We start from the raw sequence: 26,945 nt of genomic DNA, 5'->3' as shown, positions 1-26,945 counted from the left end.
GGCACGGTTCGGCGTTCACCCTGGTGGGCGCCCGAGTTGTGCACATGGGGACAACCCGGATCCGGCGCCTTCGCCGCGGCGCACCGACCTCGGGTTTTCTCCACTCCAGCGGAAATCTCGAGGCTTTCCGCTCGGTTCGGCGCTGTTATGTTGTCGCTCATGGCAAAAGGGACAGGGATCCGGGTGCGCGCCGCGGTACTGAGCGCCGTCGCCGTGGTCGCCGGGCTCACCACGGCGATGCCGCCAGCACAGGCGGAGACATTTCCCGCCATGTGCTCGGACGGCTGGGAGACCACGACCATCGTCGAAGGAGTCGGCAATCTCGAGAATCTCGATTCCGACGGACGCGGCGGTTTCTACGTCACCGGCCTGATGGACGGTTACCTGGCGCACGTCGACGACGCCGGGCGAATGACGAAGCTGGTCACCGATCTGCACCGCCCGGCGGGGGTGCGCGTCGCCGGGCGCTATGTCTACTTCCTCACCGGGGACGGCCTCAGCGAACCGCCGGGCACGCTCCAGCGCTACGACATCGAGACCGGCGCGGTGCACGTCCTGCTGACCGGGCTGAACGGGCCGAACGGCCTGTTGCTGCTGCCGGATGGCAGCCTGCTGTTCACCACCATCGGCCTGAGCGGTCCGAGCGGCATCTCCCGCTACTGGCCCGAGACGAGTGAGTACGAGCGGGATTGGGCGGCGCTGCCGCCGTCCAACGGCCTCGCGCTGGCCGCCGACGGCGAATCGGTCTTCGTCGACACCATGACGCTGCAGATCCTGCGCGTGCGGCTCGACGATCCGGCGCATCCCGCCGTCGTCTCCGGCATCCCGGACCTGGTCGCGCTGCCCGACGATATGGAGGCCACCCGGGCGGGCGCGCTGTTCGTCGCCGATCACATACTCGGCGCCGTCTACCGGGTGGATACCACGACCGGCGCCACCTGCGCGATCATCACGGGCCTGATCAAGCCAGGCCCGTTGCGCAATCCGCCGGACGGCGCCACGTCGGTGCGCATCGACCGCGACGGCGATGCGTGGGCGCTCTACGTCACGAGCATGGACGGCACCCTGCGCCGCCTGCGCCCACCCCCGGGGATCGATCTCACCCCGGCGAACCCGGCGCGGGCCGGATAGCTCGAGCGCCTTCCGGCATGCGGAGGTCGCCGCGTTGTCCACATCCGAGGGGGGAAGCCGTGGTCGAAGCCGCATCCACGGTGGCGGCCGCCCGGCGACGCCGAGGACATAGCCGAGGACATAGTGGAGGCGACGGCAGAACAACTCAGCCGCGCAGGCGGTCGAGGACCTTCTCGTGCAGCAGGCCATTGGTGGCGATCGCGTCGCCACCGTGCGGACCGGGTGCGCCGTCCAGCGCGGAGAAACGTCCACCCGCTTCGCGGACGAGAATGTCCAGGGCGGCCAGGTCCCACAGCGAGACCTCCGGTTCGGTGGCGATGTCGACGGCGCCTTCGGCGAGCAGGCAGTAACTGAGGAAATCGCCGTAGCCGCGCACGCGCCACACGTCGTCGGTCAGGGCGATGAACTGTTCGCGCAGGCCGCGCTCGCGCCAGCCGGACAGACTGGAGAACGCCAGGCTGGCCGAACCCAGCTCGCCGACGGCGGAGACCGAGATCGGCTCGGCCGCCTGCCCGTCGAAGCTCGACCACGCGCCCGACCCCGCGGCCGCCCACCAGCGCCGTACCAGGGACGGCGCGCTCACCACGCCGACAACCGGTTCGCCGTCCTCCAGCAGCGCGATCAGCGTCGCCCAGATGGGCACCCCGCGCACGAAATTCTTCGTGCCGTCGATCGGGTCGACCACCCATTGCCTTCCGCTGAATTCGGCGTCGCCGCCGAACTCCTCGCCGAGCACCGCGTCGTCCGGTCGTTGCTCGGACAGCACCTGCCGGATCGCCTGCTCCACGGCCAGATCGGCGTCCGACACCGGCGTCAGATCCGGCTTCGCGTCGACCTTCAGGTCCAGCGCACCGAAGCGAGCCCGGGTGATCGCGTCGGCGGCATCGGCCAGCCGCAGGGCGAGTTCGAGATCGGAGGAGTACACAGCCACGCTCCGCACCCTATCGGTCCGCCCGGCCGCCGCCGTTCCCGTCCGGCGCTCACCCCACCGGTTCCAGCGACCGTGCCGCGGCCAACGCGCTCGCCCACCAGTGCAGCTGGTCGAGCATCGCCGTCGCGACGGCCGCGGGCTCTTCCGGCTCCCGCAACCGTCCCTCGTCGTCGAACAGCAGGTAGTAGCGCGGGAAGGACACGTAGTGACGAACGGTGTGCGCGTTGAGTTCGTTGAAGATCTGCCGCAGGTGCTCGATGGCGAGCAGGCCGCCGGAGGCTCCGCTGTAGCCGACGAAGCCGATCGCCTTCGCGTCCCACTGGGTGAAGTGCCAATCGATGACGGCTTTGAGGGAGGCGGGGATGCTGCGGTTGTAGTCGGGCGTGACGATGACGAAGGCGTCGGCCGCCGCGAGCCTGCGCGTGAGGTCGGTCATGCCTTCGGGCCGCTGCGGGTTCGGGTCCATCGCCGGAGGCACCGCGGGCAACTCCAGGGGAATGTGCGCCTCCGCCAGGTCGATGACGTCCACCTCGAACCCACCGTGCCGCCGCGCCTGCTCGCTGAACCAGGTCGCCACCACGGGCCCGAAGCGGCCCTCCCGGACACTGCCGATGATCACCGCGAGCTTCAAGGGAGCGTTGGACATGCTGTTCCTCCTCGGATCACGAAGCGGCCCGGCTCGGGCCGCCCACTCAATCTGCTGCCCGGCGCGCAGAGCAGGGAGACCGCCGTAAGAGTGGTAGTGACAGGGACACCCTCCGGGCCGCGCGCCTTGTTAGCTTCGAGAGGTGAGCGACAACGAACTCGGGCTCTTCCTGCGCAGCCGCCGTGAAGCGGTGACACCCGCGCAGGTCGGCCTGCCCACCGGCCCGCGGCGGCGTACCCCGGGCTTGCGGCGCGCCGAGCTGGCCACCTCGGCCGGGGTCAGCGTGGAGTACGTCACGCGCCTCGAGCAGGGGCGTGATCGGCATCCCTCGGCCCCGGTGCTGTCCGCGCTCGCGGACGCGCTGCGGTTGAGCCCCGCCGAGCGCATCCACCTGCACCGATTGAGCAAGTCGGTGGACAGCGGGTTCACCTGCATGGGCGACGCGCAGCCGCTGCGCGAGGTGCGGCCGACGGTGCGCGCGATCCTGGATCGGCTCGAACCCGCGCCCGCCGTCGTGGTCAACCGCCTCACCGAAGTGCTCGCCTACACCGGCGGCTACCACCGGCTGATGGCGCCGACCGGACTGTTCGACGGCCCGCACACCCCGCCCAACCTGGCGCGTTTCGTCTTCTGCCTGCCCGGCGCCCAGAACCTCTACCCGGACTGGGAGCACATCGCCGACGCGACGGTCGCCACGTTGAAACAGGGACCGTTCCGAGCCGACCCGCATATCGCCGCCCTTGCCGACGAACTCACCGTCACCGTGGGCCCGGCGTTCGCCGACCGGGTCGAGACGGTGCCGAGTCTGGCCGCCGCCACCGGCATCACTCGTCTCGCCCACCCCGAGGCCGGTTCGCTGCGCTTGGCCTACGAATCCCTCGAACTCTCCGCCGACGACGACCAGCGGGTGATCGTCTACCTGCCCGCCGACGACGCCACCGCCGCCGCCCTCGACACGCTCAACGGACGCCGTCCCGGCGGACTGCACGCGGTCTCGGGCTGACGGTCGGTATCGCGGCGCGGGCGGAGCACGAACTTCACCCACAGGCGGAAGCAGTGGAGTTCGACACACCGCCCGGCCGGGCCCGGTCCGTCGGTCCGACAAGACGAACGATCGGCCGCGACGGCCTCTCACCGCGCGACAGAACGGTCATCGACCCCACGAATTCCAATCACCAACTGCGCCAAGCGCGGTCGCCGTTTAGGGTGGAAACCCATGAGGCGTCCGTCACAGCGCACCCGTGCCGCGGGGAGCCGGGAACGTGCGTGTGACGTCCCGGCGACCCGACCGGCCGTCCCGCGCACGACGGCGCCCACCCCCGGCGACGCCGTCCCCGGTCGTCCCGCGCGCACTCGTGTGCTGCCGTCACAGAGGGGCAGCTAGGCTTGACGATCGTGCATCCTGACGTTTCCGCTGATCTCGCCGAACTCGACGCCACCCTGAAGACGGTCGAATCGGTCCTCGACATCGACGAGCTGCGCCGTCGTATCGACGAGCTCGAGCATCAGGCCGCCGACCCCGACCTGTGGAACGACCAGGACCACGCCCAGCAGGTCACCAGTGAGCTGTCGCACGCCCAGGGTGAACTGCGCCGGGTGGAGGAGCTGCGTCAGCGGCTCGACGATCTGCCGGTGCTCTACGAACTGGCCGAGGAGGAAGAGGGCGAGGCCAGGACCAGCGCGCTCGCCGAGGCCGACGCCGAGCGGGTCGCGCTGCACAGCGACGTCGAGGCGATGGAGGTCCGCACGCTGCTGTCGGGCGAGTACGACAAGCGCGACGCGCTGGTCAACATCCGCTCCGGCGCCGGTGGCGTGGACGCCGCCGACTGGGCCGAGATGCTGATGCGCATGTACATCCGCTGGGCCGACCGGCACAAGTACGGGGTCGAGGTCTACGACACCTCCTACGCCGAGGAAGCGGGCATCAAGAGCGCCACCTTCGCGGTGAAGACGCCCTATGCCTACGGCACGCTGTCGGTCGAGATGGGCACCCACCGGCTCGTTCGGATCAGCCCGTTCGACAACCAGGGTCGCCGCCAGACCTCCTTCGCCGAGGTCGAGGTGCTACCCGTGGTCGAGACCACCGACCACATCGAGGTGCCGGAGACGGAGATCCGCGTCGACGTGTACCGCTCGTCGGGCCCGGGTGGCCAGAGCGTCAACACCACCGACTCCGCGGTCCGCATCACCCACCTGCCCACCGGCATCGTGGTCACCTGCCAGAACGAGAAATCGCAGCTGCAGAACAAGATCTCGGCCATGCGCGTGCTGCAGGCCAAGCTCCTGGAGCGCAAGCGGCAGGAAGAGCGTGCCGAGATGGACGCGCTGAAGACCAACGAGGGTGCGTCCTGGGGCAATCAGATGCGCTCCTACGTACTGCACCCCTACCAGATGGTCAAGGACCTGCGGACGAACTACGAGGTCAACAATCCATCGGCGGTGCTCGACGGCGACATCGACGGGTTCATCGAGTCGGGTATCCGCTGGCGAATGCGAGAGCAGGCGAGCTAGATGAATGTCGCGGGCATCCAGGCGATCGCTTCCACCGGTTTCACCACGTGGCTACGCGGCGCCGGCCTGGAGATCGTGCTGCTCATCCTCGGTGCCATCCTGTTCAGCCGGTTCGCCACCTACCTGAGGGACCGGGTCACCCGCCGGATCGACGCCGGATTCCACAGCAGCGACGCCCTGGTGCGCACCGAGGCGGCCAAGCATCGGCACGCGCTGGCCCAGGTGATCACCTGGGTGGTGCTGACCATCGTCTACGTGCTGATCACCATGGAGGTGCTGCGGCGGCTCGGCTTCGCCGTCACCGGATTGGTCGCGCCCGCAGCGGTGCTCGGCGCCGCGCTCGGTTTCGGCGCCCAGCGCATCGTGCAGGACATCCTCGCCGGATTCTTCCTGATCACCGAGCGGCAGTACGGGTTCGGCGATGTGGTCCGCATCGCGGTGACTGGAGCCGCGGAGCAGGCGGAAGGTACGGTCGAGGACGTCACGCTGCGGATCACCACGTTGCGCAACGCCGACGGTGAAGTGATCACGGTGCCCAACGGCCAGATCGTGAAGGTCACGAACCTGTCGAAGGACTGGGCACGCGCCGCGATCGACGTCCCGGTGGCCGCCAGCGCTGACATCACCAGGGTCAACGAGATCCTGCACGAGGTCGGTACAAAGGCGTACGAAGACGCTCGTCTGAAGCCGTTGCTGCTCGACGAGCCCACCGTCATGGGTGTGGAAGACCTCACCGTCGACCAGATGAACATCCGAATGGTTGCCCGGACGTTGCCGGGTAAACAGTTCGAAGTCGGACGCGAGCTGCGGGTGCGAGTCGCCGCGGCGCTGCGCCGGGAGGGAATCAGTGAGACCACGTAGATCCACGGCGATTTTGTTGGCAACCTGGGTCGCCACGTTCGTGCTGTACGTCTTCGTCAAACCCGACGAAACCACCACCGCTCCGGCCACCCTGGTCAACGCTGTTCCCGCAGCGGTGATCACGGAACCGCCGGGCCGCTGAGCCGAGCGCGACGGCCCGCCGCCACGCTGTCACCCATGGTTGACGACGCAGGCCGCGACCGGTTGCTGGTTACACTGGCTCCCCGTGATCACCATGCGGAACGTGACCAAGTCGTACAAGACCTCGACGCGACCCGCGCTGGACGACATCACCGTCGATGTGGGCAAGGGCGAGTTCGTCTTCATCATCGGACCGTCCGGCTCGGGCAAATCGACCTTCATGCGATTGCTGCTGAAGGAGGAGGCGCCGACGGCGGGCGAGATCAGAGTCGCCGATTTCCGGGTCGACCGGTTACCCGGCCGCAAGGTGCCCAAGTTGCGCCAGCGCATCGGGTGCGTGTTCCAGGACTTCCGGCTGCTGCAGCAGAAGACGGTGTACCAGAACGTCGCATTCGCGCTGGAGGTGATCGGCAAGCGGCGCCAGTTCATCGACCGCACCGTTCCCGAGGTGCTCGACATGGTGGGGCTCGGCGGCAAGGCCGACCGGCTGCCGACCGAGCTTTCCGGCGGTGAACAGCAGCGCGTCGCGATCGCGCGGGCGTTCGTGAACCGGCCGCTGGTCCTGCTGGCCGACGAACCGACCGGCAATCTCGATCCCGACACCAGCGCCGACATCATGATGCTGCTGGAGCGGATCAACCGCGTCGGCACCACGGTGGTGATGGCCACCCACGACAACCACATCGTCGACGCGATGCGCAGGCGGGTGGTCGAGCTCGACCACGGGCGCCTGGTGCGAGACGAGGCCACGGGCGTGTACGGGGTGGGCCGGTAATGCGCGCGAGCTTCTTGTTCGGCGAGGTCTTCGCGGGCCTGCGCCGCAACGTCACGATGACCATCGCGATGATCCTGACCACGGCGGTCTCACTCACCATGCTCGGCGGCGGTCTGCTCGCGGTCCGCATCGCGGACAAGACCGAGCAGTACTTCCTGGACCGGCTGGAGGTGCGGCTGTACCTCACCGAGGACGTCTCGGCCAACGACCCGGACTGCTCGCAGGACCCGTGCCGGTCGCTCATGGCGGACCTGAAGGCCACCGGCGGCGTCGAGTCGGTCCAGTTCCTCAATCGGGAGGAAGCCGTCCGCGAGGCCAAGGAGAAGACCTTCAAGGACCAGCCCGAGCTGGCCAAATACGTCAGCGAGACGCCGCTGCCCGCGTCACTGCGGGTGAAGATGGAGGACGCGGAGCTCTACCCCACGATCTACGAGAAGTTCTACGATCGCCCCGGCGTCGGCATGGTGCGCAACGACAAGGACATCGTGGACCGGCTGGTCAGCCTGTTCGACGGGTTGCGCAACGCGGCCTTCGGCCTGGCCGTGCTGCAAGCGCTGGCCGCGGTGATGCTGATCGCCAACATGGTGCAGATCGCCGCGTTCACGCGGCGCACCGAGGTCGGCATCATGCGGTTGGTCGGCGCGACCCGCTGGTACACCCAGTTGCCGTTCCTGCTCGAGGCCATGGTCGCCGCGCTGGCCGGCTCGGTGCTCGCGGTGCTGGGTCTGCTCATCGCCCGCCCGCTGGTGATCGACCGCGCCCTCGGCGACCTGTTCGCCAGCAAGGTCTTCCCCCGCATCACCGGCGACGACATCGCGATGACCGCGCTGGTCATCGCCCCGGTCGGCATCGTCTTCGCGGCGATCACGGCCTACGCGACACTGCGCTACTACGTGCGCGAGTGAGCGCCGGAGCCGGTGGCCACCGCGCCACCGGCTCGACCGAGCCCGGGCCGGGCCTTCCCATGTGCGAACGTCACAGCACGAGGTCGGTCAACTGATCCCAGTCGAGCTGGATCCGGATCGGCAGGTCGACGGCGAACGCGGTCTGCGGCTTCAGGACGCGGGCGAGCCGGTAGTGGCCGACGCTGTGGTCGAGACCATAGGTCTCGATGGCGGTCACCTCGGTGTCCGACACACTGACCAGCCAGTACCACGGGATTCCGGCAGCCGCGTACTCGCCCATTTTCTCGAGCCGGTCCGTTTTGACATGACTGGGTGAGATGACCTCGACGGCGATCTTCAGATAGCGTGCGGGCACCGGTCGCACGTCCGCCGGTACGCACTCGAACAGGGCGATATCGGGACGTCGAATCGTCGCGCGGGGCACTTCCCAGAGCACCACGTCGAAGTCGTGGTTGGCGTCCAGACATGACGAGGGATCTTCGGCCATATATTCGCGGCCCGCCGCTTCCAGCATCGCCAGCAGCCGATGAACGGCTTTCTGGTGTGCCCTGGTCGGGGATTCGCATCGCACCGCGTCCCCGTTCACCACCTCTACCAAGCGGCAGAACTCGTCGGGAAGCTCGCGCCAGATGTCGACCGTGATCGGCTCCGGCTGCACGTTGTCCGGCCGGGCCCAGTCGAAGATCGCTGACATGCGTCGGATTGTAATCACGGCGGCACTGTCGACCGGCCGCGCCGACCACATCTCACTACGCCGCCACCAGGACGTTCACGGCATATCGCAGCACCGCCGTTTCATCCGTGCGACGGACTCCCGGCGCCGGTCGGTCCCGAACAGGCTCGTCCCTTCCCCGTGCGGCGGTCGGGCTGGGAGTTCCGGTAACGAATCAGGATCGATCGCCGCTCTCGCCTTGGGACAGTGCGGATCGGTGTCGGCCGCTCGGACCGCGCGGCCCGAGCGCTCCTCGGGCCGGCCGGAAAGTGCAGCTCACCGCCCCGTCAGGGCGTCCTGCCGCGCCCGGTGCGGACGACGGTCGACCGCCGGCTACCCAGCTTTGGGCACTCGTCCAGCAAAGCGCGGATTCCCCGCGTATTCTGCCTCTCGACGCGGTTCTTACTCAGCAGTAAGATAGCCTTACTCTGGAGTAAGATAGCCGGAGACAGACCGCACCAAAACGTCCGAGAAAACAGGTGATGATGAGCACTCGAGACAGCGCAACGAAGCGACGTCCAGACACGTCCGCGGTCGGCCTGACCCAACCCAAGCGGGATTGGATGGGCGCGGCGATGCGGGTCATGACGACTCTCACCGGGTCGGAACTCGCCGAGAAATACAACCTGCGCAAGCCGATCGAGCGCGTCACCTACGAGGGCACCAAGACCGGCTTCCGCACGCTCGGCGCGGCGACCCGCGCGTTCGCCAGGGTGGCGGGCAGCGGCGCGCCGAAGCGCCTGGCCACCAACGAGGCGAAGAACAAGGACTTCTTCGACCTGACGCCGTCCGACGAACAGCAGATGATCGTCGAGACGGTGCGGGAGTTCGCCGCCGAGATCCTGCGCCCGGCCGCCTACGAGGCCGACAACGCCGCCAAGGCGCCCCGCGACCTGCTCGAGCGCGCCGCCGAACTCGGCATCACCCTGATCAACGTGCCCGAGGAACTCGAGGGTGCGGCCTCCGAGCGCGGTGCGGTGACCAACTCACTGGTCGCCGAGGCGCTCGCGCACGGCGACATGGGTCTGGCCCTGCCCATCCTGGCACCCAGCGGCGTCGCGGTCGCGCTCTCGCAGTGGGGCAGTGACGCGCAGCAGAAGACCTACCTGCCGTCCTTCACCGGCGAGAACGTGCCGCAGGCCTCCGTGGTGATCAGCGAGCCGCGCGCCCTGTTCGATCCGTTCGCCCTGGACACTAAGGCGGTGCGCTCGCCGAGCGGCTACCGCATCTCGGGCGTGAAGAGCCTGGTGCCCGCCGCGGCCGATGCCGAGCTGTTCCTCGTCGCCGCGGAGCTGGACGGCCGTCCCGCGCTGTTCATCGTCGAGTCGGACGCGCAGGGCCTGGTGGTGGAGGCCGACCCGAGCATGGGTCTGCGCGCCGCGGGCCTGGGCCGCCTGATCCTGGACAACGTCGCGGTCGGCACCGACGCCATCCTGGGCGATGGTGACGCGGCGACCCGCGCCGAGGAGTACGCCGACGCCGTGCGCCTGGCCCGCCTCGGCTGGGCTTCGCTCGCCGCGGGCACCGGTAAGGCCGTGCTGGACTACGTGATCCCGTACGTGAACGAGCGCGAAGCGTTCGGCGAGCCGATCTCGCACCGTCAGGCGGTCGCCTTCATGGTCGCCAACATCGCCATCGAACTCGACGGCCTGCGGCTGGTGACGCTGCGCGGCGCTTCGCGCGCGGAGCAGGGCCTGTCCTTCGGCCGCGAGGCGGCGCTGGCCCGCAAGCTCGCCACCGACAAGGGCATGCAGATCGGCCTCGACGGCGTGCAGTTGCTCGGCGGTCACGGCTTCACCAAGGAACACCCGGTCGAGCGCTGGTACCGCGACCTGCGGGCCATCGGCATCGCCGAAGGTGTCGTGCTCATCTAACCGGCCCGTTCCGTTTTCCAGGAGACCTCACCCATGATCAATCTCGAACTCCCCAAGAAGCTGCGGGCCAGCGCGAACCAGGCGCACCAGGTCGCGCAGGAGATCTTCCGCCCGATCTCGCGCAAGTACGACCTCGCCGAGCACGACTACCCGGTCGAGCTGGACACCATGGCCGCCATGGTCGAGGGTCTGGCCGACTCCGGCACCCAGAAGATCGGCGGCGCCGCCGGTGGCCGTTCCGACGACGGCGACACCGACCGTCACGCCACCGAGCTGCTCGGCAACACCAACGGCGGCAACATGTCCGCGCTGCTGAACGCGCTGGAGACCTCGTGGGGCGACGTCGGCCTCATGCTGTCGATTCCCTACCAGGGCCTGGGCAACGCGGCCATCGCCGCCGTGGCCACCGACGAGCAGTTGAAGCGCTTCGGCAAGGTGTGGGCCTCGATGGCGATCACCGAGCCGTCGTTCGGCTCCGACTCCGCCGCCGTGTCCACCACCGCCGTGCTCGACGGCGACGAGTGGGTGCTCAACGGCGAGAAGATCTTCGTCACCGCGGGCCAGCGCTCGACCCACATCGTGGTCTGGGCGACGGTGGACAAGAGCCTCGGCCGCGCGGCGATCAAGTCGTTCGTCGTGCCGCGCGACGCTCCCGGCCTCTCGGTGGCCCGGCTCGAGCACAAGCTCGGCATCAAGGCCTCCGACACCGCCGTGCTGCTGTTGCAGGACTGCCGGATTCCGAAGGACAACATCCTCGGCAGCCCGGAAGTCAACGTGGAGAAGGGTTTTGCCGGGGTCATGCAGACCTTCGACAACACCCGTCCGCTCGTCGCCGCGATGGCGATCGGCGTCGCCCGCGCCGCGCTCGAAGAGCTGCGCTCGATCCTGACCGGCGCCGGCGTGGAGATCTCCTACGACACCCCGGCCAACAACCAGCACGCCGCCGCCGCCGAATTCCTGCGGATGGAAGCCGATTACGAGGCCGCCTACCTGCTCGCCCTGCGCGCCGCGTGGATGGCCGACAACAAGAAGCCCAACTCGCTCGAGGCCTCCATGTCCAAGGCGAAGGCGGGCCGCACCGGCACCGACGTCACCTTGAAGGCCGTCGAATTGGCCGGGGCCATCGGCTACTCCCAGCGCACCCTGCTGGAGAAGTGGGGCCGTGACTCGAAGATCCTGGACATCTTCGAAGGCACCCAACAGATCCAGCAGCTCATCGTGGCCCGCCGCGTCCTCGGCAAGACCAGCGCCGAGCTGAAGTGATACCGGCGTAGACGATCCGGGTAGTGAAATCCGGTGCGAGCTTCTCGGACTCGCACCGGATTTTCCGTTTCCAGGTCATCGAGCAGAACGAATGACGTGTCCACCGAGCAGATTTGGTGATCAGGCGTCTATGGCTTCCGGACCGGATGTTCCGTATTCTTCGCGCACATGTGGAGCATTGTTCTCATTTCGATTTGTCAGTTGTTTCGTGATCGCCGCTGGTTTCGCGTGGGGGTTGCCCGGCGACTGAGGCAGCTCAGGATCGGGTTCGGTCCGGCGGGGCGGCACTCCGGCGCGCGAGCTGCGCGGCGGTGAGGTCGGCCGTCCAGAGGGGCTGGAGCATGTGCCAGTCGGCGGGGTGGGCGGCGATACCGGCGGCGAAGCGATCGGCCAGCGCCTGGGTGGTCTCGCCCACTCCACGGCTGGTGTCGAGCGGGGGATCGACGTGGACTCCCCAACCGTCCGGGGTGAACCAGCAGTGCACGGGAAGCAGCGGCGCGCCGGTGTCGATTGCCAGCCGGGCCGGACCGGCAGGCAGCCGAGCAGGCTCACCGAAGAAGGTGACTGGTACGCCCGTACCGGACAGGTCACGTTCACCGAGCAGTCCGACTATCCGTCCCTGCCGGATCCTGGCGAGCAGCTGCGGGAACGCCGGCGTCGCGGTGCCGGTGAGCGGGATGATCTCGAAACCCAGACGTTCACGGAAACGGACGAAGCGCCGGAACAATGATTCCGGCGCGAGCCGCTCCGCGACCACAGTCGGTGAGCCGACGCGCTGCACCAGCCAGACTCCGGCCAGGTCCCAATTACCGCTGTGCGGCAGGGCGAGCACCGCGCCGGTGCCGCGTTCGACCGCCTGGTGGATGTGTTCCAGTCCGGTCGCCGAGGATTCGATGGTGTCGGCCAGCCGCACCGGGTCCATCGACGGCAGCCGAAAGGCTTCGCGCCAGTACCGGGCATAGGAGCGCAGGCTCGCCCGGACCAGCGCATGCGGCACCTCGTCCGGCGCGGTGCCCAGGACACGGGAGAGATTGCGGCGCAACTGGTTCGGTCCACCGTCGCGGGCCGCGCGTTCGGCTCCCGCGTCGAAGAGGCGGACGGCCAGCGATTCCGGCAGGGCGCGCACCAGCCGCCAGCCGGCGGCGTAACCCAGGTCCCAAAACCGGCCGGCCGGATGCACTAATCGCCGCCGGAGTCGACCGGTCCCGCTTCGTCGGTCGCCGCGGACGGCGTCGCGGCGGCGACGTCGCTGAATACGGGCACGGGAACGCCGGCCGCAGGCGCGCCGACCTCGGCGGGCTCACTCGGATGGCTGAACAAAGGTGACCGGTTACTTCGATGCATTTTCTGGATTCTCCGCTCATTCGCGATCGATGACGCCCGATTGGGTGGCACACCGTACAGATACGGTCACCGCCGCCGCGGATTCGGCGGTCGCCTCGAAACCCACACTACCCTCGGCCAGACCATACGGAACGGTTTATCGAGGATGCGCCCCCGCACGCCCCCGGTCGGCAGCCACATCGGTTGACGCCATGATGTCCACGAGCGGGCATCCGAACGCGTCGGTGGCCCGTTTCGCAGCGGCCTCGCGCGGCGCGGAAACCGCTGCGCCCCTGGGATCCATCGCGCTCGGCCCGCTGACGAGCACGTCGCTGCGTCGATGAGTCAACGACACGATCACGCCATTCGACGTTCACCCCTGGACAGGCGGCGCACCGACCAGGCAGCCTATCGCCCTGAGTCGCTGGATCGACGAATCAGCGGACGTATTTTCACTCGAGCTGTACCAGAAAACTTCGAGGAGAACTGGTTATGCAACGACTGAGTCTTACGCGTCGCCTCGCCACCGCCTTCGCCGCCTCCGCGGTGCTGGTAGCGCCCTTCGCCGGGCACGCCGCCGCGCAGCCGGCCACGATGGACTGGACTGCCGCCGCGCAGCAACTGCGTGCCGCCGCGGCCGGGAACGCGGCAGCCGAGCAGGCGGTGGATCGGCTGATCGCCTCCGGGCAGCTGGCCGAGGCCGAGCAGGTGGCCTTGCCCGCGCAACCGTTCCAGATTCCCGCGCAGTCGGATATCGGACGAGGTGAGGGTCCTGGCGTATACGGATCGGGAATCGCTCTCGGGGTCGACGGATTCCGTCTAGGGTTCTTCGGCGGACCCGGCACCATCTCGCCGAACCAAGGCGGCGCGAAGCTCGAAGTGCTGTGGATCAACCTGGCCAACGGACGCAGCGGCACCGAACTTCTCTACGAGCACAACGATGTTCCGGTGGACACCACCATTCGCACCCGCGCCCTGGACACCGGCGCGGGCCCGGTCGTCGCCGCGGTGTACGGATCGCTGTGGCACCGCTGGTCGGTGCCCGTGAGCGACGAGAATCCGGACGGATACGCCTACCGGCTGGGCACGATCTCGGTCCCGTCGTTCGGCGCCGTCTACAACTGAGATCGCGGGCTCCGGCTCCCGCCGCCCGCGGGACCGGAGCCCTCGGTTTGTCGGAGAATACGTACTTCCGTAACTTTTGGATTCGTGAGTCTGGAAGACCGAGTCGCCGAGCTGGAGCGGCGGCTCAGCGCGCTGGAAGAGAATGTACGGCCGGAGAGCCTTCCTCCGGTCACCGCGGAGTGGGCGGTGGCTCGCCTACAGGAGGAGTTCGCGGCGGCCGACGAGCCCAACGGCGGCGTCGTCTTCGCCGGGTCGGTCCGCCTGCCCAACGACCAGCAGCGCGCATGGCAGGCCAGGTTCACCACCGGCGACCTCATCGAGGACGACTGGGCCGAGACCGCCGAATGCCTTGCCGCACTGGGCAGCCCGGTCCGGCTGCGTCTGCTGCGCGAGATCATGGGCGGGCGCAGAACCGCGGCCGAACTCGCCGGGGTGGACGGTGTCGGCGACTCCGGCCAGATCTATCACCATCTGCGGCAGCTGGCCGCGGTGGGTTGGCTGCACACCGCGGGCCGCGGCCGGTTCGAGGTGCCGGCCGCCAGGGTGGTTCCGTTACTGGTCGCCCTCGCCAGCGCCAGGCGCTGATCCGGGTGCCGCCCCGGCGGCGACGTATCCGGCGGTGGCGAGCACCGCGCCCATCTGCTCGTAGGCCGCGCGTTCCCGGGGCGCGATCGTGGCGAGGCCGTCGACGTAGCGGTTGAACATGCAGAACGCGGCCGCTACCAGTACCGCGTCGTGGATGTCCTCGTCTTTCGCGCCCGCCGCGCGCGCCTGCTCGACGTCCTCGGGGGTCACCGCCAGTCCCGACTGCCGCACCTTGTCCGCGATCCGCAGCAGCGCACGGAGTTTCGGATCGATCGCGGCGGACTCCACGTCTTCGATGACGGCATCGATCACGTCGCGACCGCCGTCCACCAGCACCGCCGCCGTCGCCGCGTGCGACTGTGTGCAGAAATAGGTCTCGTTGCGCGAGGACACGTACGCGGCGATCGTCTCGCGCTCCCCCGGCGTCAGCGGAGACGACCCACGCAACAAGGTTTGCGCGAACTCGCTCAGCGCCGCGCCGGTTTCGGGTTTGAACGCGAACAGACTCCGGATGCCGGGCAGATCGCCGGGCACATCGATGAACGGTTGGCGGTCCTGCGGAGCGGACATCGGCCGCATCTCCCTTCGAGCGGGCTCGGGACGTTGCGAGAGTAGCGCTACCGACCGGTAGCCACTAGCCGAAACCCGGAATCGGGCCGCGCACCCCTCCTACCAGCGGCGGACGCTACCGATCCGAGACTGATTTGTCCGGTTCAATTGTGACCTGTCACACTCCGCACTGCTACGGTGGCAAGTCAACACGCCGTACCGGTTCGCTAGGTCGAGGACCGACGCGAGGGTTTTGTGGAGGTAATTCGACATGAACTTGGCCCACACGCTGGAGGCCGTGAAGGCACTGGGTGTGCTGCGCTCCCGGGGTGTCACCGATCCCCGGAAGCCACTGGAAACGCTGCGGACGATGAAGGAATCGCGCATTCTCGGCCCCCAGGCCACCTTGATCAGGCACTCCGCGCGGGTGGCGCCGGACGCGCCCGGCATCGTGGACGAGGCAGGCGCCTTGACCTACCGCGAACTGGACGACCGGTCCACGGCCGTCGCCCGCGGACTGCAGGCAGCGGGCATCACCGAGGGCATGGTGATCGGCCTGCTCGCGCGCGACCACCGCGGCCTGATCATCGCCATGGCCGCCGCGGGCAAGCTCGGCGTCCGGGTGGCACTGATGAACACCGGGTTCGCCAAGCCGCAGTTCGCCGAGGTGTGCCAGCGCGAGAAGGTCAGGGCGGTGCTGCACGACAGCGAGTTCCTCGGCCTGCTCGACGCGCTGCCCACCGACCTGCCGCGCTACCTCACCTGGGTCGACGAGGGCACCGCACTGCCCGAGGGCGCGCAGACCATCGACGATCTGGTCGCCGCCAATTCCGCCGATCCGCTGCCCGCGCCGAGCAAGCCCGGTGGCTTCATCATCCTGACCAGTGGCACCACCGGCCTGCCGAAGGGCGCGCCGCGCACCAAGGTCACTCCGCTGTCCACCGCGCAGATGGTCGATCGCATCCCGTTCCCGCAGCGCGGCACCCAGGTGATCGTCTCGCCGATCTTCCACAGCACCGGCCTGGCCACCTGGCTGGTCGGCGCGGCCCTGTCCAACAAGGTGGTGGTGCGCCGCCGGTTCGACGCCGAGGCGACGCTCGCCCTGGTCGCCGAGCACAAGGCCGACATGCTCGTGGCGGTGCCCACGATGCTGCACCGGATGGTCGAGCTCGATCCGGCGATCCGGGCGAAGTACGACACGTCCTCCCTGAAGGCGATCGTGCTGGCCGGTTCGGCGCTGTCGCCCGAACTCACCATCAAGGCCACCGAGGCGTTCGGCCCGGTGCTCTACAACCTCTACGGCTCCACCGAGTGCGCCGTCGCGACCGTGGCGAATCCGGAGGATCTCGCACTCGCGCCCGGCACCGTCGGGCGCGCGCCGATCACCTGTGAAGTGCGGCTCTACGACGAGAACGACCAGCGCGTCACCGCCATCAACACCACGGGGCGGATCTTCATCCGCAGCGGCGCGCCGTTCGAGGGCTACACCGACGGCAGGCACAAACAGATCATCGACGGCTACATGTCCAGCGGCGACGTCGGCCACTTCGATGAGAACGGCCTGCTCATGGTGGACGGCCGCGACGACGACATGATCGTGTCCGGCGGCGAGAACGTCTTCCCGCAGGAGGTGGAGAACCTGCTGCTGGAGCGGCCCGACGTCTTCGACGTGGCGGTGGTCGGCGTGGACGACGTGGAGTTCGGAAAGCGTCTGCGCGCCTTCGTCGTCCCCGAGCCGGGCCACGCCCCCGACGGCGAGGAGATCAAGGCGTACGTGAAGAACAACCTGGCGCGGTACAAGGTGCCGCGCGAGGTGGTGTTCCTCGACGACCTGCCGCGCAACGCGACCGGCAAGCTGCTGCGCCGCGTGCTGGTGGACTACGAGGTCCAGGCCTGATCCGCAGCGGGCCGGGCTTCCCCGCCCGGCCCGCTACCAGCGGGTAGCGCCCGCTGAGATACATGACACAGCCGGTTACACGAGCTTGCTACTGTTAGCGCCAGCACTGGGTATCGAAATTGCGGTCCGCACCACCCGGAGGACCACCGGGTGACACCGCCGGAAGGTTGTCGTCGATGTCTCTTTCCCTCCCCGCGCTGGGCGGCACCGCCCGCAAGGCGGGCGATCTGGCCCTTGGCGTGAACGTGATGGTCAAGCGGCGGCTGTTCAATCCGCTGCGCCCCGACCACGCCGCGCGGTCGGCGTTCAATATCTTGAAGTTCGGCCCGTTCGCCGGGGTCGTCATGCACGCCGCGCAGACCAGGCCGCACGCCGTGGCCATCGTCGACGAAGGCGGGGAGCTGACCTTCGGCCAGCTCGACGAGCAGTCGAACGCCCTCGCCCGCGGATTGCAGAACAAAGGCATCAATCCCGGTGACGTGGTGGCGATCCTGGCCCGCGACCACCGCGGCATGGTGCTGAGCCTGCTGGCCACCGGCAAGCTCGGCGTGCGCGGGGTGCTGATGAACACCGGGTTCGCCAAGCCGCAGTTCGCCGACGTGGCCGAGCGGGAGAACGTCAAGGCGGTGCTGCACGACAGCGAGTTCATCGACCTGATGAGCGCCATTCCCGCCGCGATCCCGCGCATCCTCACCTGGGTGGACGAGAAGGACAACGCCGATCCCGCGATACCGACCATCGACTCGCTGATCACCGGGCAGTCCGGCGCCGCGCTGCCCGCGCCCGCCAAGCCGGGCGGCATGGTCATCCTGACCAGCGGCACGACCGGCACCCCCAAGGGCGCGCCGCGCGACCGGGTCAGCCCCTTCGCCTCGGCTCAGTTCGTCGACCGGGTGCCGCTGCCCAACAACGGCACCATGCTCATGGCGGCGCCGATCTTCCACGGCACCGGCCTGTCCCAGTTCACCCTCGGTCTCGCGCTGGGCAATCGAGTGGTCTTCCAGCAGCGCCGTTTCGATCCCGAGCAGACGCTGGCGAATATCCAGACCTACAAGGCGGATTCGCTGGTCGTGGTCCCGACCATGTTGCAACGCATCCTCGACCTGGATGCGGACGTGCTGGCGAAGTACGACGTCAGCAGCGTCAAGGTGATCTTCGCGGCGGGCTCGGCCATCGCGCCCGACGTGGTGACCCGCACGCTGGACCACTTCAACGACAGCCTCTACAACCTGTACGGCTCCACCGAGTGCGCCGTCATGACGGTCGCCACCCCCGAGGATCTGCGCAAGGCGCCGACCACCGCGGGCAAGGCGCCGGTCGGCATCCGGATCGTGCTGCTGGACGAGAACCGCAAGCCGATCACCGAGCCGAACGTCACCGGAACCATCTTCGTGGACAACGGTTTCGCCTTCACCGGCTACACCGACGGCCGCACAAAGGAGGTCGTCGACGGCATGATGTCCAGCGGCGACGTGGGACATTTCGACTCCGACGGCCTGCTCTACATCGACGGCCGCGACGACGACATGATCGTCTCCGGCGGCGAGAACGTCTTCCCGCTCGAGGTGGAGAACCTCATCGCGGGCCGCGACGACGTCTTCGAAGCCGCGGTCGTCGGCGTGGACGACCGTGAGTTCGGCAAGCGGCTGCGCGCCTTCGTCGTTCCCGGCCCCGACTCCAAGCGCGACCCGCAGGAGATCAAGGACTACGTCAAGGCGAACCTCGCCCGCTACAAGGTCCCGCGCGAGGTGGTCTTCCTCGACGAGCTGCCCCGCAACGCGACCGGCAAGCTGCTGCGCAAGCCGCTGATCGAGATGGAGGTCGAGGCGGGCTGACCGGCGCGCCTCCAGGGTCTTCCGGGCAGCGGCTCCCCGCCTGCCCGGAAGGCCGTGGAATCTTTTACGCGGAACCGCACGTCGAGCCGCTGTCGGGGCGGCCCGACGCGGTCGAACGCGTGCAATCGGTCCGCTATCATCAGCGGGTGAGTTACGAGTACCGGTCCGCCGCGGGACGTCGCGGCGCCGTCGCGCGGGTGCGCGGTGGTTCGGCCGGTGCGATCTCGGGGGCGATTTCGGTAGCGGCGCACGGCTGGGCTTCCGGCGGCATGCTGCCGGACACCACCTCGCTGGCGCTGCTCGCCGCCGCGTCCGCCGTGATCGGCGCGCTGGTGGCAGGCCTGGCCCCGCTGCGCGATACGTCGGCCGGGCTGGTCGCGGCACTGGTCCTCGGACAACTTCTCGGGCACTGCACGATGGGGATCGGCTCAGGGCATCTGCATCACGGTGATGCCCAGCTGACTCCGGCGATGCTGGCCGCGCACCTGTGCGCGGCGTTCGCGGCGGCCATCGTGATCCACGGCGCGGAGGCCGCGTACCGGATCGGGACCGCTGTGGTACGCCGTGTGCTCCCGTTGCGCCATACCCCGCCCGTCGTCGCTGAGCGCGCTCCGCTGCGCACGGTCCATCGCGATCGGGTCGTCCTTCGCGTGTTCGCCGCCGAGGCGCTGCGCACGCGGGCTCCGCCCCTCGCGGTCGTTCTCTGAATTCTTCCCATACCCGGCGCACGTAGTGCCGTGGCGCAAGCGCCGCTCGCCTCGCACCCTCGTGCCCACGCCTGAGCGTGCCTACGCGCTGCGTCGTCCGGGGTCGCGAATCTTCCTTCCGCACGCGGCGGTACGGCCGCGCTCGCACGACTGAGCGCGTTCGCCGTCGACTGGGCGTTCGCCCTTCTGGTTTCCGCGACACGTGTCCGTGAGAACGCGCTGTCGCCGTGCCGGTCTGTGCCCGCCCGGAAGTGATTCGCGCCCGAACCGGGTTCCGCCGTCAGAAACGAAACGACCGTGAGTACAACAGAAACAACTTCCGACGCCGACTTATCGGAGCCGTCGGACTCCCCCGGCCCACGCCGGACCACCGCGCGAAACAACCTGTACGCGCTGACCATGCGGCTGCACTTCTACGCAGGAGTGTTCGTCGGGCCGTTCATCTTGATAGCGGCCGTCACCGGCGCGCTCTACGCGATCTCGCCGACTCTGGAGTCGATCGTGTCGCGTGATCTGCTGACGGTCACGCAGGCCGGAACACCGAAGCCGCTGTCGGAGCAGGTCGGCGCGGCCGTGGCCGTCCGGCCGGACCTGCGACTCGTCGCGGTCGCCCCGGCCGCGGGCGCCGAAGACACCACCCGCGTGCTGTTCAGCGACCCGTCGCTGGGCGAATCCGAGCGGCGGGCGGTGTTCGTGAACCCGTACACCGCGCAGCCTGTGGGCGACGCCGTCGTGTACGGCAGCTCGGGGGCGCTGCCGATGCGCACCTGGATCGATCGTTTGCACCGCGACCTGCATCTGGGCGAGCCCGGCCGGCTCTACAGCGAACTCGCCGCGTCCTGGCTGTGGATCGTCGCGCTGGCCGGTCTGGTCATCTGGGTGCGCCGGGTGCGGAGCCGCCGGGCCCGCAACGGCTGGGGATGGCTCTGGGCGGCCGATCGCTCACAGCGTGCGCGGGGCCGCACCCTGAACTGGCACGGCGCGGTGGGGCTGTGGGTGCTTCCGCTCGCGCTGCTGCTGTCGGCCACCGGCATGACCTGGTCGACCTACGCGGGCGAGCACATCACCGAATTGCGTGAGCAGCTCAGCTGGACCACACCCGCGGTCGGCACCGCCTTGCCGGGAGCGGTTGCGTCCGAGCATGATTCGGGCTCCGAGCACCACGGCGGCGGCCACGCGGAGCACGCGCCCGCCGACCCGGCCGAGCGGATCGCCCAGCTGGATCGGGTGTACGCGAGCGCCCGCGCCGAAGGCATCACGCAGGCGGCCGAGATCGCCGTCCCGGCCGCGCCGGGCAAGGCGTTCGCGGTGAAGGAACGCCGGATGTCCGGCGTCTACACCGTCGACTCGGTGGCCGTCGACGGCGCGACCGGCGCGGTCACCGATCGACTGCCCTATGCCGAGTGGCCGCTGATGGCCAAGCTCACCAATTGGGGCATCCAGTTCCACATGGGACTGATGTTCGGGCTGCTCAATCAGGTGTTGCTGCTCGCGGCGATGATCGGCCTGATCACCGTGATCGTGCGCGGCTATCTGATGTGGTGGCGCAGACGGCCGACCCGGGATGCGGGCCGGTTCGCCCTCGGCCGGGCTCCGCGACGCGGCGCGCTGCGCAAGTCCTCGCTGTGGCTGGTCATCCCACTGGCGGCCGCCGCGCTGGTGGTGGGGTGGTTCGTCCCGCTGGTCGGATGGAGCCTGCTCGTCTTCCTGGCGATCGACGTGCTGATCGGCGTCGCCGGACGCAGGCGCGCCACCGCCTGAACCCACATATCCACGGGCGAACGCCCGTTCTTCCACGACCTACCGAACCTCACAAGGTATGGCCGTCGCTTCGCCATGCCTCCGAAACCAAGGATTTCCATGCACATCACGAAACTCGCCCTGGCCGCCGCGTTCACGACCGCTGCCGTGAGCATCTGCGCGGGCACGAGTTCCGCCGCGCCCGCCGTACCCGCGGACACCGCGTCCACGGAGGCCACGTCGACGGAGCCCAGGTCGACGGAGCCCACGTCCACAGAGGCCACTTCTACCTCGACCGCCGCCGCGGGTGTCGGCTTCACCGCGCACGCCACCGAGACCTCCAGCATCATCACCACCGACTCCGGCTCGCTGGTGGTCGAGGACCAGGTGCTGAAGCTGAAGGCCGCCGACGGCACCGTCGTCGCGGGCGCACCGTTGACCTTCCACCTCGACGAGTTCGAATTCCCCATCGCCGCCGAGATCTCCGACCGCACCGCGACGCTGACGCCACAGTTCGACCTGGCGCACGCGACCTACAAGCCGGTCGCCCTGCCGTTCGAGGACAAGGCGCCGTGGAAGACCGAGTACGACCGGGAGCAGGCCGCCTGGTCCCGTCTGACCAGCACCGTCTCCATGGGTGCCACCATCGGCACGCTGGTCGGCGGGATCGGCGGCGCCTCGGTCGGCTGCATTCTCGGCGGCATCGCCGGAGCGACCGTCGCCGCCGCCACCATCGTCGGCATGTTCGGCCCGTTCATCCCGGCCGCCGCCGTCGGCTGCCTCGGCGGCATCGTCGCCGTCGGCGCCCTCGGCACGGTCGCGGGCCAGATCCTGGTGACGGCCCCGGTGGCCGTCGGCGCGGCCATCATGTACTTCAGCACGATCAACTCGCCCATGCCCAAGGCACCCGAACCCCAGAAGTAAACCCTTTCGACCCCGGCCCCGGCCCCGGCCCCAGTGCCGGGGCCGGGGCTTCGGCGTGAGCCAGGGAGGGAGGGCACTGTTCAATTCCGACCCGATATCGGCCTATTTCTCTCCAGGCAGAATCAGAGAGCCCGCGCGCAGTAGCGCTTCGCCGATTCGATGCGGCCGAGTAGCAAGCGGAGGGGCGCGGCAGCGCCGATGGTTGGGGGAGAAATCCGACCGCGAATACGAAAATTTCTCATACCCGACACCTATCGACAATGCTCAGGTTGCAGGTGAAAGATTATACGCGACGGTCACTGTCGCCCGTCCGGGGGAAATCCAACAACATCGTCCGATGATTGGACTTCCAATGTTTATCAAGAAATTGGTGGCTACCGCCCTGTTGGCCGTCGCGTCAACGGGCATAGCAATGGCCACAGCACACGGTGAGGGCACCCTGGCAGACCTCACGATGAACGGGGTGGATGGGCCTATCTCCTACACGACAACGCTCGCGGCGGATCACCGCACGGCTACGGTCGACCTGGCTTCGGGACGGTTCGAAGTCACACCGGCAGCGGTCAACGTGCTCTCCGACGAGGGCGCGATCGTCGGTGCGATCCCGACGACACTGCGTATGGAGACCGGTCAGAACTTCAGCGTCATACCATCGGTCGACCCGTCGGCTAGGACACTGACGCTGACACCGGCGGCCGGTGTGCCGTCACCCGGCGCGGTGGCACCCGAGGTGCAGGGCTTGATGCACGACGCCCTGTTCGGCGGCGCCGTGCTCGGCGCGGCGATCGGTTGCGCGATCGGCATTGCCATCGGCATCTGGTTCTTCGTCGTCGGCGCCGTGGTCGGCTGCGCGGTCGGCGCTGCCATCGGTGCCTGGATCGGCTTCTTCTTCACGCCGTTCTGATCGATACGGAGGACCGAATTCCAAGTATCTACACGAGCCGGGCGGGTCACGAACCCACCCGGCTTTCTCTGTGCGAAGCGCGCCGAGGGCTCCGATACGCGGCGGGCGACGTCATGCCGTCGCTATCGCGAGGTCGGCGAGCAGGGCGCGCACATGGCGTTCGATCTGGTCGCGGATGGCACGCACGGTGTCGTGATCTTGTCCGGCGGGGTCGTCCAGTTTCCAGTCGAGATAACGTTTTCCCGGATAGTAAGGACAGGCGTCACCGCAACCCATGGTGATCACGACATCGGAGGCCTCGACGGCTTCGGGGGTGAGAATCTTCGGTTTCCGGTCGGTGATATCTATGCCGATCTCGCGCATGACATCGGCGACAACGGGATTGATGCGGTCGGCGGGCGCGGAGCCCGCCGAGCGGACTTCGACTCGGTCGTGCGCGAGGTGAGCGAGCAATGCGGCGGCCATTTGGGAACGCCCGGCGTTATGGACGCACACGAATAGCACGGTCGGTTTGGCTGACATTCGGCTCGGTGTCTTTCAGTGGGTTGCGGTGGTGTCGGCGGGAACGACGGCACTGTCGGCGGCTGTCGCCGTGGTGGCCGGGTAGAGGAGGGTGATGAGCGCGAGGCCGATCAGCGCGCCGATGATCTGGGCTGCGATGTAGCCGGGCGCGGAGGCGGGGGCGATTCCTGCGAAGGTGTCGGAGAAGACGCGGCCGATGGTCACGGCGGGGTTGGCGAAAGACGTGGAGCTGGTGAACCAGTAGGCCGCCCCGATGTAAGCGGCGACCGCGGCTGCCGACAGCGCGGCCCGTCCGGATCGCGCCAGGGCGAAGACGACCGCGACGAGTCCGGCCGTGGCGACGACTTCCGCGATGAGGTGTCCGCTGGTGATGCGGTGCTGCGTCGAGATCTGCACTGCCGGTCGGTCGAACATGACGTTCGCCAGAATCGCGCCGGTGCTGCCGCCCGCGAGCTGGGCGGCGACGTAACCGGCGAGATCTCCGCGAGGTAGACCGGTCCCGTGGCGGCGTCCCAGGAGCCAGTCCGCGAGGGAGACGACCGGGTTGAAGTGAGCACCGGAGACAGGCCCGAAGACCAGGATCAACACCGCGAGTCCGAGCACAGTCGCGGTGGAGTTCTCGAGCAATCGCAAGCCGCTGTCGTTCGGGGACAGCTGCTGGGCGGCGATGCCGGAGCCGACCACGACGGTGACCAGTAGCGCGGTGCCGAGATATTCGGCCAGCAGCCTGCGCGTCAGCTCGGTCATCGCGCGGGCCCTTCGGGAGCGGTGATATCCAATAATTGGGACAACTGCCGCAGCGCGGCGGGTTCGACGCGGTAATACACCCACGAGCCGCGCCGCTCGCTGCTGAGCAGTCCGGCTTCGCGCAGCACTTTCAGGTGGTGGGAAATGGTGGGCTGGCCGACATCGAAGCCCTCCGCGAGTTCGCAGACGCACGCTTCCCGCCCCGCGCGGCTGGCGACCATCGACAGCAGCCGCAACCGGACCGGATCCGACAGGGCTTTGAACATGCCGGCCAGCTCCGCGGCCGCGCTGGTGGTCAGCGGTCGGCGGACCAGCGGCGTGACCTCACACGACGGTGAGGTCACGCCGATCAGCTGTAACTCGGATTTCGACACCTATCGATATTGATGTGTATCGAATCCGCAGGCAAGCGAACATCCGGTGAACTGACTGCCGCGAGCCGTGCCGGATCAGTTGCAACAGGTGGCGCCGGAGGCGACCGCCGTCCTCTTCGCGTTCGAGCCGCAGCACGCGCCCTCGACGGCGGCTTCCTCGGCGGTGCCGCAGCACGCCTGGACCGCCTCGGCGTCGGACTGCTCGGACGCGCTCTCGGGTTCGGGCGCTACGCCGAAGGTGTCGCTGTCGGCGAGGACGGTGTAGACCTCCCAGCGTTCGGCGTCCGGGGCGGCGACCCAGACCTTGTCCTGGGTGGCGAAGCAACAGGTGGTGGCGATCTGCTCTTCGGTGAACAATCCCGCTTCCGAGAGGCGCGCGATCTCGGCGTGCACCTGGCCGGAGGTCTCGACCTCGACACCGAGGTGGTTGACACTGCCGCCGTGGCCGGGGTTCTCGATCAGCACCAGTTTCAGCGGCGGTTCGTCGATGGCGAAATTGGCGTAGCCGGGCTTGCGCTTGGCGGGCTCGGCGGCGAAGAGGATCGAGTAGAACTGCACGGCCCGGTCGATGTCGTCGACGTTGAGGGCGAGTTGGATGCGGGACATGACTACCTCCACTTGTGTTACATATATCGAAGAACTTCTCCGGTGCCGAGTCTGCCACCTTTTCGACATATGTCAACAGAGCCGGTAGTGTTGATCGCATGCCCAAGACGCTGCCCGTGATCGACATGTCCGCCCCGGTCTGCTGCCCGCCGGTCGCCGCCGGTCCGGTCGACGACGCTGCCGCACTGGAGGTGGCCCTGCGCCTGAAGGCGATCGCCGACCCGGTGCGCGTGAAGCTCTTGTCGCTGCTGCTGACCAGCCCTCCCGGCGAGGAGAACGGCGGCGACCTCGCCGCAGCGGTCGGAGTGTCGGAATCGACGGTCAGCCACCACCTCGGCCAACTTCGCAAAGCCGGTCTCGTGGACTCCGAACGTCGCGGCATGAACACCCTCCACCGCGCCCGACGCGACGCCCTGGCAGCTCTCTGCGTAGTCCTCGACCCCAACTGCTGCCGCTGAACGCCTTCGCCGTCTGCGTCACGATCAACGGCACATGGTGGAGCGACTCCTCGCGAAGTGCCGCGGTCACGTGCCGTTGATCATGAGAATCGCCGGAGAGGTTACTTCGGGAGGGTGGACACACACTCGTACATGTGGTTGTCGTAGGAGGCCCTGGATGCGAAGGAGGGCAATCCCGCAACGCTCCACAGCATTCGGATGTCTTCGGTGGCGGGGATGTACGTTTCGCTGCCGTCGCAGTTGCAGTAACTGAACGAGGTTCCGCCGAAGTTCTTGCCCGAGGAGTTCAGCGAGCCGGACATCGCTTCCACGAACGCGGAGAATCGCGCCGAGTCACTGGACTCCTCCTCCGCTATCCTGGCGGCATTTTGCGACCAGCCATCGTATTGCTGGATCAACGAGCCGGAAGGCGCCGGTGTACCGGCTGGGAAAGCGATGGCCTCGTAGACACGAGGGCGGTCGCTGAATCCCGTCATCGTCCAATAGATCGATGAGGCATCGCCACGATCGGTGGTGTTGTTGCCGTCCGCCGTGTGGAGGACGCCGCACGCGTGGACGTCCAAGTTCAAGCCGAGGCGGCTCAGCCAGCCCGGCAGCGCGTCCGCGAACTGCTGGACACATGCGTTGTCGTCGCTGCCGTTCTCTTCCGCCCCGGTGGCCGCAATCAAGCAGGCGAACCGAAACGTGTCGAACGCGTCGGCCCGGCCCCCGTTGGAGGCCTGCATGCGATTCTTCAGTGCCTCGGGATTCCGCATCTCGCTCCGGGTCGGCATCTCGAGAATATCGACCTTCTTCATTCGAACCCTCCTCGACTCGATGGTCATGTGCAGTCGCCATTACGAAAGCGGTCACTGCCGCGTCCACAAGAATGGCGCAGCGCGTTCTCGGGTGTCCTCGCA

General features: G+C 68.2%; 29 protein-coding genes. 18 read left to right on the top strand and 11 right to left on the bottom strand.

Going from position 1 to position 26,945, the window contains the following annotated elements; genetic code table 11:
* The first annotated feature begins 159 nt into the window (after window positions 1-159).
* Entirely contained in the window at window positions 160-1,131 is a 972-nt protein-coding gene (locus ACGF7Y_RS00740) for a hypothetical protein (protein ID WP_393227956.1), read from the top strand.
* Window positions 1,132-1,276: 145 nt separating this feature from the next.
* Here ACGF7Y_RS00740 and hisN read toward each other — a convergent pair whose 3' ends face one another.
* Both hisN and ACGF7Y_RS00730 read right to left on the bottom strand, forming a co-directional pair.
* On the bottom strand, window positions 1,277-2,062 hold the full coding sequence (gene hisN / locus ACGF7Y_RS00735) for a histidinol-phosphatase (protein WP_393227954.1): 786 nt from the start codon (window positions 2,060-2,062) through the stop codon (window positions 1,277-1,279).
* Window positions 2,063-2,111: 49 nt separating this feature from the next.
* Window positions 2,112-2,708 carry an NAD(P)H-dependent oxidoreductase gene (locus tag ACGF7Y_RS00730; RefSeq protein ID WP_357116832.1) on the bottom strand — a complete coding sequence of 199 codons (597 nt, stop codon included), beginning with the start codon at window positions 2,706-2,708 and terminating at the stop codon, window positions 2,112-2,114.
* A gap of 142 nt (window positions 2,709-2,850) precedes the next feature.
* On the opposite strand from ACGF7Y_RS00730, the gene ACGF7Y_RS00725 reads away from it, so the two are divergent.
* The 6 genes from ACGF7Y_RS00725 (at window position 2,851) to ftsX (ending at window position 7,901) form a co-directional block, all read left to right on the top strand.
* Window positions 2,851-3,711 carry a helix-turn-helix transcriptional regulator gene (locus ACGF7Y_RS00725; RefSeq protein ID WP_393227951.1) on the top strand — a complete coding sequence of 287 codons (861 nt, stop codon included), beginning with the start codon at window positions 2,851-2,853 and terminating at the stop codon, window positions 3,709-3,711.
* A 392-nt stretch (window positions 3,712-4,103) separates the two neighbouring features.
* Window positions 4,104-5,219, top strand: coding sequence for a peptide chain release factor 2 (gene prfB / locus ACGF7Y_RS00720; protein WP_062969587.1), 1,116 nt, complete (start codon window positions 4,104-4,106; stop codon window positions 5,217-5,219).
* Window positions 5,220-6,080 (top strand): mechanosensitive ion channel family protein, encoded by an 861-nt coding sequence (locus ACGF7Y_RS00715; protein WP_062969381.1) that lies wholly within the window; start codon window positions 5,220-5,222, stop codon window positions 6,078-6,080.
* A 16-nt stretch (window positions 6,081-6,096) separates the two neighbouring features.
* On the top strand, window positions 6,097-6,222 hold the full coding sequence (locus tag ACGF7Y_RS00710; RefSeq protein WP_357808226.1) for a hypothetical protein: 126 nt from the start codon (window positions 6,097-6,099) through the stop codon (window positions 6,220-6,222).
* An 84-nt stretch (window positions 6,223-6,306) separates the two neighbouring features.
* Window positions 6,307-6,996 carry a cell division ATP-binding protein FtsE gene (gene ftsE, locus ACGF7Y_RS00705; RefSeq protein ID WP_040868868.1) on the top strand — a complete coding sequence of 230 codons (690 nt, stop codon included), beginning with the start codon at window positions 6,307-6,309 and terminating at the stop codon, window positions 6,994-6,996.
* Window positions 6,996-7,901, top strand: coding sequence for a permease-like cell division protein FtsX (gene ftsX / locus ACGF7Y_RS00700; protein WP_062969379.1), 906 nt, complete (start codon window positions 6,996-6,998; stop codon window positions 7,899-7,901). The genes ftsE and ftsX overlap by 1 nt, the downstream gene beginning before the upstream one ends.
* Window positions 7,902-7,971: 70 nt before the next feature.
* Here the strand turns inward: ftsX and ACGF7Y_RS00695 are convergent, their stop codons facing one another.
* Window positions 7,972-8,595 carry a Uma2 family endonuclease gene (locus ACGF7Y_RS00695; protein WP_393227948.1) on the bottom strand — a complete coding sequence of 208 codons (624 nt, stop codon included), beginning with the start codon at window positions 8,593-8,595 and terminating at the stop codon, window positions 7,972-7,974.
* Window positions 8,596-9,092: 497 nt separating this feature from the next.
* On the opposite strand from ACGF7Y_RS00695, the gene ACGF7Y_RS00690 reads away from it, so the two are divergent.
* On the top strand, window positions 9,093-10,487 hold the full coding sequence (locus tag ACGF7Y_RS00690) for an acyl-CoA dehydrogenase family protein (protein ID WP_393227946.1): 1,395 nt from the start codon (window positions 9,093-9,095) through the stop codon (window positions 10,485-10,487).
* 33 nt (window positions 10,488-10,520) lie between these two features.
* The gene (locus tag ACGF7Y_RS00685; RefSeq protein ID WP_393227944.1) at window positions 10,521-11,750 is read left to right on the top strand and encodes an acyl-CoA dehydrogenase family protein; all 1,230 of its coding nucleotides are present in this window, start codon (window positions 10,521-10,523) and stop codon (window positions 11,748-11,750) included.
* A gap of 256 nt (window positions 11,751-12,006) precedes the next feature.
* Here ACGF7Y_RS00685 and ACGF7Y_RS00680 read toward each other — a convergent pair whose 3' ends face one another.
* A complete protein-coding gene (locus ACGF7Y_RS00680; protein WP_393227942.1) occupies window positions 12,007-12,930 on the bottom strand; it encodes a phosphatidylinositol mannoside acyltransferase in 924 nt (307 codons plus the stop codon).
* Entirely contained in the window at window positions 12,930-13,094 is a 165-nt protein-coding gene (locus tag ACGF7Y_RS00675) for a hypothetical protein (protein WP_393227940.1), read from the bottom strand. Before ACGF7Y_RS00675 ends, ACGF7Y_RS00680 begins: the two co-directional genes overlap by 1 nt.
* A gap of 471 nt (window positions 13,095-13,565) precedes the next feature.
* Here ACGF7Y_RS00675 and ACGF7Y_RS00670 point away from each other — a divergent pair, with 471 nt between their 5' ends.
* Together ACGF7Y_RS00670 and ACGF7Y_RS00665 are read left to right on the top strand one after the other, a co-directional pair.
* Window positions 13,566-14,198, top strand: a complete 633-nt coding sequence (locus ACGF7Y_RS00670; protein ID WP_393227938.1) for a hypothetical protein — start codon at window positions 13,566-13,568, stop codon at window positions 14,196-14,198.
* 84 nt (window positions 14,199-14,282) lie between these two features.
* Window positions 14,283-14,783, top strand: a complete 501-nt coding sequence (locus ACGF7Y_RS00665; RefSeq protein ID WP_040868881.1) for a helix-turn-helix transcriptional regulator — start codon at window positions 14,283-14,285, stop codon at window positions 14,781-14,783.
* On the opposite strand, the gene ACGF7Y_RS00660 is transcribed toward ACGF7Y_RS00665, so the two are convergent.
* On the bottom strand, window positions 14,751-15,353 hold the full coding sequence (locus ACGF7Y_RS00660; protein ID WP_393227936.1) for a carboxymuconolactone decarboxylase family protein: 603 nt from the start codon (window positions 15,351-15,353) through the stop codon (window positions 14,751-14,753). The two genes, ACGF7Y_RS00665 and ACGF7Y_RS00660, sit on opposite strands and share 33 nt — an antisense overlap.
* A 250-nt stretch (window positions 15,354-15,603) precedes the next feature.
* Between ACGF7Y_RS00660 and ACGF7Y_RS00655 the strand changes: the two genes are divergently transcribed.
* The 6 genes from ACGF7Y_RS00655 (at window position 15,604) to ACGF7Y_RS00630 (ending at window position 23,339) form a co-directional block, all read left to right on the top strand.
* The gene (locus ACGF7Y_RS00655) at window positions 15,604-17,229 is read left to right on the top strand and encodes an acyl-CoA synthetase (RefSeq protein WP_393227934.1); all 1,626 of its coding nucleotides are present in this window, start codon (window positions 15,604-15,606) and stop codon (window positions 17,227-17,229) included.
* A 176-nt stretch (window positions 17,230-17,405) separates the two neighbouring features.
* Window positions 17,406-19,064, top strand: coding sequence for an acyl-CoA synthetase (locus ACGF7Y_RS00650; RefSeq protein ID WP_393227932.1), 1,659 nt, complete (start codon window positions 17,406-17,408; stop codon window positions 19,062-19,064).
* A 146-nt stretch (window positions 19,065-19,210) separates the two neighbouring features.
* Window positions 19,211-19,771 (top strand): hypothetical protein, encoded by a 561-nt coding sequence (locus ACGF7Y_RS00645; protein WP_393227930.1) that lies wholly within the window; start codon window positions 19,211-19,213, stop codon window positions 19,769-19,771.
* A gap of 297 nt (window positions 19,772-20,068) precedes the next feature.
* Window positions 20,069-21,532 carry a PepSY-associated TM helix domain-containing protein gene (locus tag ACGF7Y_RS00640; RefSeq protein WP_393227928.1) on the top strand — a complete coding sequence of 488 codons (1,464 nt, stop codon included), beginning with the start codon at window positions 20,069-20,071 and terminating at the stop codon, window positions 21,530-21,532.
* 99 nt (window positions 21,533-21,631) lie between these two features.
* On the top strand, window positions 21,632-22,435 hold the full coding sequence (locus tag ACGF7Y_RS00635; RefSeq protein ID WP_393227926.1) for a hypothetical protein: 804 nt from the start codon (window positions 21,632-21,634) through the stop codon (window positions 22,433-22,435).
* Window positions 22,436-22,637: 202 nt separating this feature from the next.
* Window positions 22,638-23,339: a hypothetical protein gene (locus tag ACGF7Y_RS00630; RefSeq protein ID WP_393227924.1), complete on the top strand. Its 702-nt coding sequence runs from the start codon at window positions 22,638-22,640 to the stop codon at window positions 23,337-23,339.
* Window positions 23,340-23,450: 111 nt separating this feature from the next.
* Here the strand turns inward: ACGF7Y_RS00630 and ACGF7Y_RS00625 are convergent, their stop codons facing one another.
* The 4 genes from ACGF7Y_RS00625 to ACGF7Y_RS00610 all read right to left on the bottom strand — a co-directional run bounded on the left by ACGF7Y_RS00625 (window position 23,451) and on the right by ACGF7Y_RS00610 (window position 25,588).
* Complete coding sequence (locus tag ACGF7Y_RS00625; protein WP_393227922.1) at window positions 23,451-23,861, bottom strand: arsenate reductase ArsC; 411 nt, start codon at window positions 23,859-23,861, stop codon at window positions 23,451-23,453.
* Between the two features lie 15 nt (window positions 23,862-23,876).
* Entirely contained in the window at window positions 23,877-24,608 is a 732-nt protein-coding gene (locus tag ACGF7Y_RS00620; protein WP_393227921.1) for an aquaporin, read from the bottom strand.
* Window positions 24,605-24,982 (bottom strand): ArsR/SmtB family transcription factor, encoded by a 378-nt coding sequence (locus ACGF7Y_RS00615; RefSeq protein ID WP_393227919.1) that lies wholly within the window; start codon window positions 24,980-24,982, stop codon window positions 24,605-24,607. Before ACGF7Y_RS00615 ends, ACGF7Y_RS00620 begins: the two co-directional genes overlap by 4 nt.
* A gap of 75 nt (window positions 24,983-25,057) precedes the next feature.
* Complete coding sequence (locus ACGF7Y_RS00610) at window positions 25,058-25,588, bottom strand: ArsI/CadI family heavy metal resistance metalloenzyme (RefSeq protein WP_393227917.1); 531 nt, start codon at window positions 25,586-25,588, stop codon at window positions 25,058-25,060.
* A 98-nt stretch (window positions 25,589-25,686) separates the two neighbouring features.
* Between ACGF7Y_RS00610 and ACGF7Y_RS00605 the strand changes: the two genes are divergently transcribed.
* Window positions 25,687-26,046, top strand: coding sequence for an Rv2640c family ArsR-like transcriptional regulator (locus ACGF7Y_RS00605; RefSeq protein WP_393227915.1), 360 nt, complete (start codon window positions 25,687-25,689; stop codon window positions 26,044-26,046).
* Window positions 26,047-26,147: 101 nt separating this feature from the next.
* Here the strand turns inward: ACGF7Y_RS00605 and ACGF7Y_RS00600 are convergent, their stop codons facing one another.
* Window positions 26,148-26,843: a hypothetical protein gene (locus ACGF7Y_RS00600; RefSeq protein WP_393227913.1), complete on the bottom strand. Its 696-nt coding sequence runs from the start codon at window positions 26,841-26,843 to the stop codon at window positions 26,148-26,150.
* Window positions 26,844-26,945 lie beyond the last annotated feature (102 nt).

The sequence above is a fragment of the Nocardia sp. NPDC047654 genome (assembly GCF_043205035.1).
GTDB lineage: Bacteria > Actinomycetota > Actinomycetes > Mycobacteriales > Mycobacteriaceae > Nocardia.
Note: the sequence above shows the minus strand (reverse complement) of the source record. Positions and strands in the feature narration are given on the sequence as shown.

Bases quoted from the DNA above. Each gene is read 5' to 3' on its own strand.
- ftsX (WP_062969379.1), top strand. From the start codon at position 6,996: ATGCGCGCGAGCTTCTTGTTCGGCGAGGTCTTCGCGGGCCTGCGCCGC.
- ACGF7Y_RS00660 (WP_393227936.1), bottom strand. From the start codon at position 15,353: ATGTCCGCTCCGCAGGACCGCCAACCGTTCATCGATGTGCCCGGCGAT.
- ACGF7Y_RS00740 (WP_393227956.1), top strand. From the start codon at position 160: ATGGCAAAAGGGACAGGGATCCGGGTGCGCGCCGCGGTACTGAGCGCC.
- ACGF7Y_RS00605 (WP_393227915.1), top strand. From the start codon at position 25,687: ATGCCCAAGACGCTGCCCGTGATCGACATGTCCGCCCCGGTCTGCTGC.
- ACGF7Y_RS00695 (WP_393227948.1), bottom strand. From the start codon at position 8,595: ATGTCAGCGATCTTCGACTGGGCCCGGCCGGACAACGTGCAGCCGGAG.
- ACGF7Y_RS00650 (WP_393227932.1), top strand. From the start codon at position 17,406: ATGTCTCTTTCCCTCCCCGCGCTGGGCGGCACCGCCCGCAAGGCGGGC.
- ACGF7Y_RS00715 (WP_062969381.1), top strand. From the start codon at position 5,220: ATGAATGTCGCGGGCATCCAGGCGATCGCTTCCACCGGTTTCACCACG.
- ACGF7Y_RS00670 (WP_393227938.1), top strand. From the start codon at position 13,566: ATGCAACGACTGAGTCTTACGCGTCGCCTCGCCACCGCCTTCGCCGCC.
- ACGF7Y_RS00610 (WP_393227917.1), bottom strand. From the start codon at position 25,588: ATGTCCCGCATCCAACTCGCCCTCAACGTCGACGACATCGACCGGGCC.
- ACGF7Y_RS00625 (WP_393227922.1), bottom strand. From the start codon at position 23,861: ATGTCAGCCAAACCGACCGTGCTATTCGTGTGCGTCCATAACGCCGGG.
- ACGF7Y_RS00655 (WP_393227934.1), top strand. From the start codon at position 15,604: ATGAACTTGGCCCACACGCTGGAGGCCGTGAAGGCACTGGGTGTGCTG.
- ACGF7Y_RS00685 (WP_393227944.1), top strand. From the start codon at position 10,521: ATGATCAATCTCGAACTCCCCAAGAAGCTGCGGGCCAGCGCGAACCAG.
- ACGF7Y_RS00635 (WP_393227926.1), top strand. From the start codon at position 21,632: ATGCACATCACGAAACTCGCCCTGGCCGCCGCGTTCACGACCGCTGCC.
- ACGF7Y_RS00730 (WP_357116832.1), bottom strand. From the start codon at position 2,708: ATGTCCAACGCTCCCTTGAAGCTCGCGGTGATCATCGGCAGTGTCCGG.
- ACGF7Y_RS00675 (WP_393227940.1), bottom strand. From the start codon at position 13,094: ATGCATCGAAGTAACCGGTCACCTTTGTTCAGCCATCCGAGTGAGCCC.
- ACGF7Y_RS00620 (WP_393227921.1), bottom strand. From the start codon at position 24,608: ATGACCGAGCTGACGCGCAGGCTGCTGGCCGAATATCTCGGCACCGCG.
- ACGF7Y_RS00600 (WP_393227913.1), bottom strand. From the start codon at position 26,843: ATGAAGAAGGTCGATATTCTCGAGATGCCGACCCGGAGCGAGATGCGG.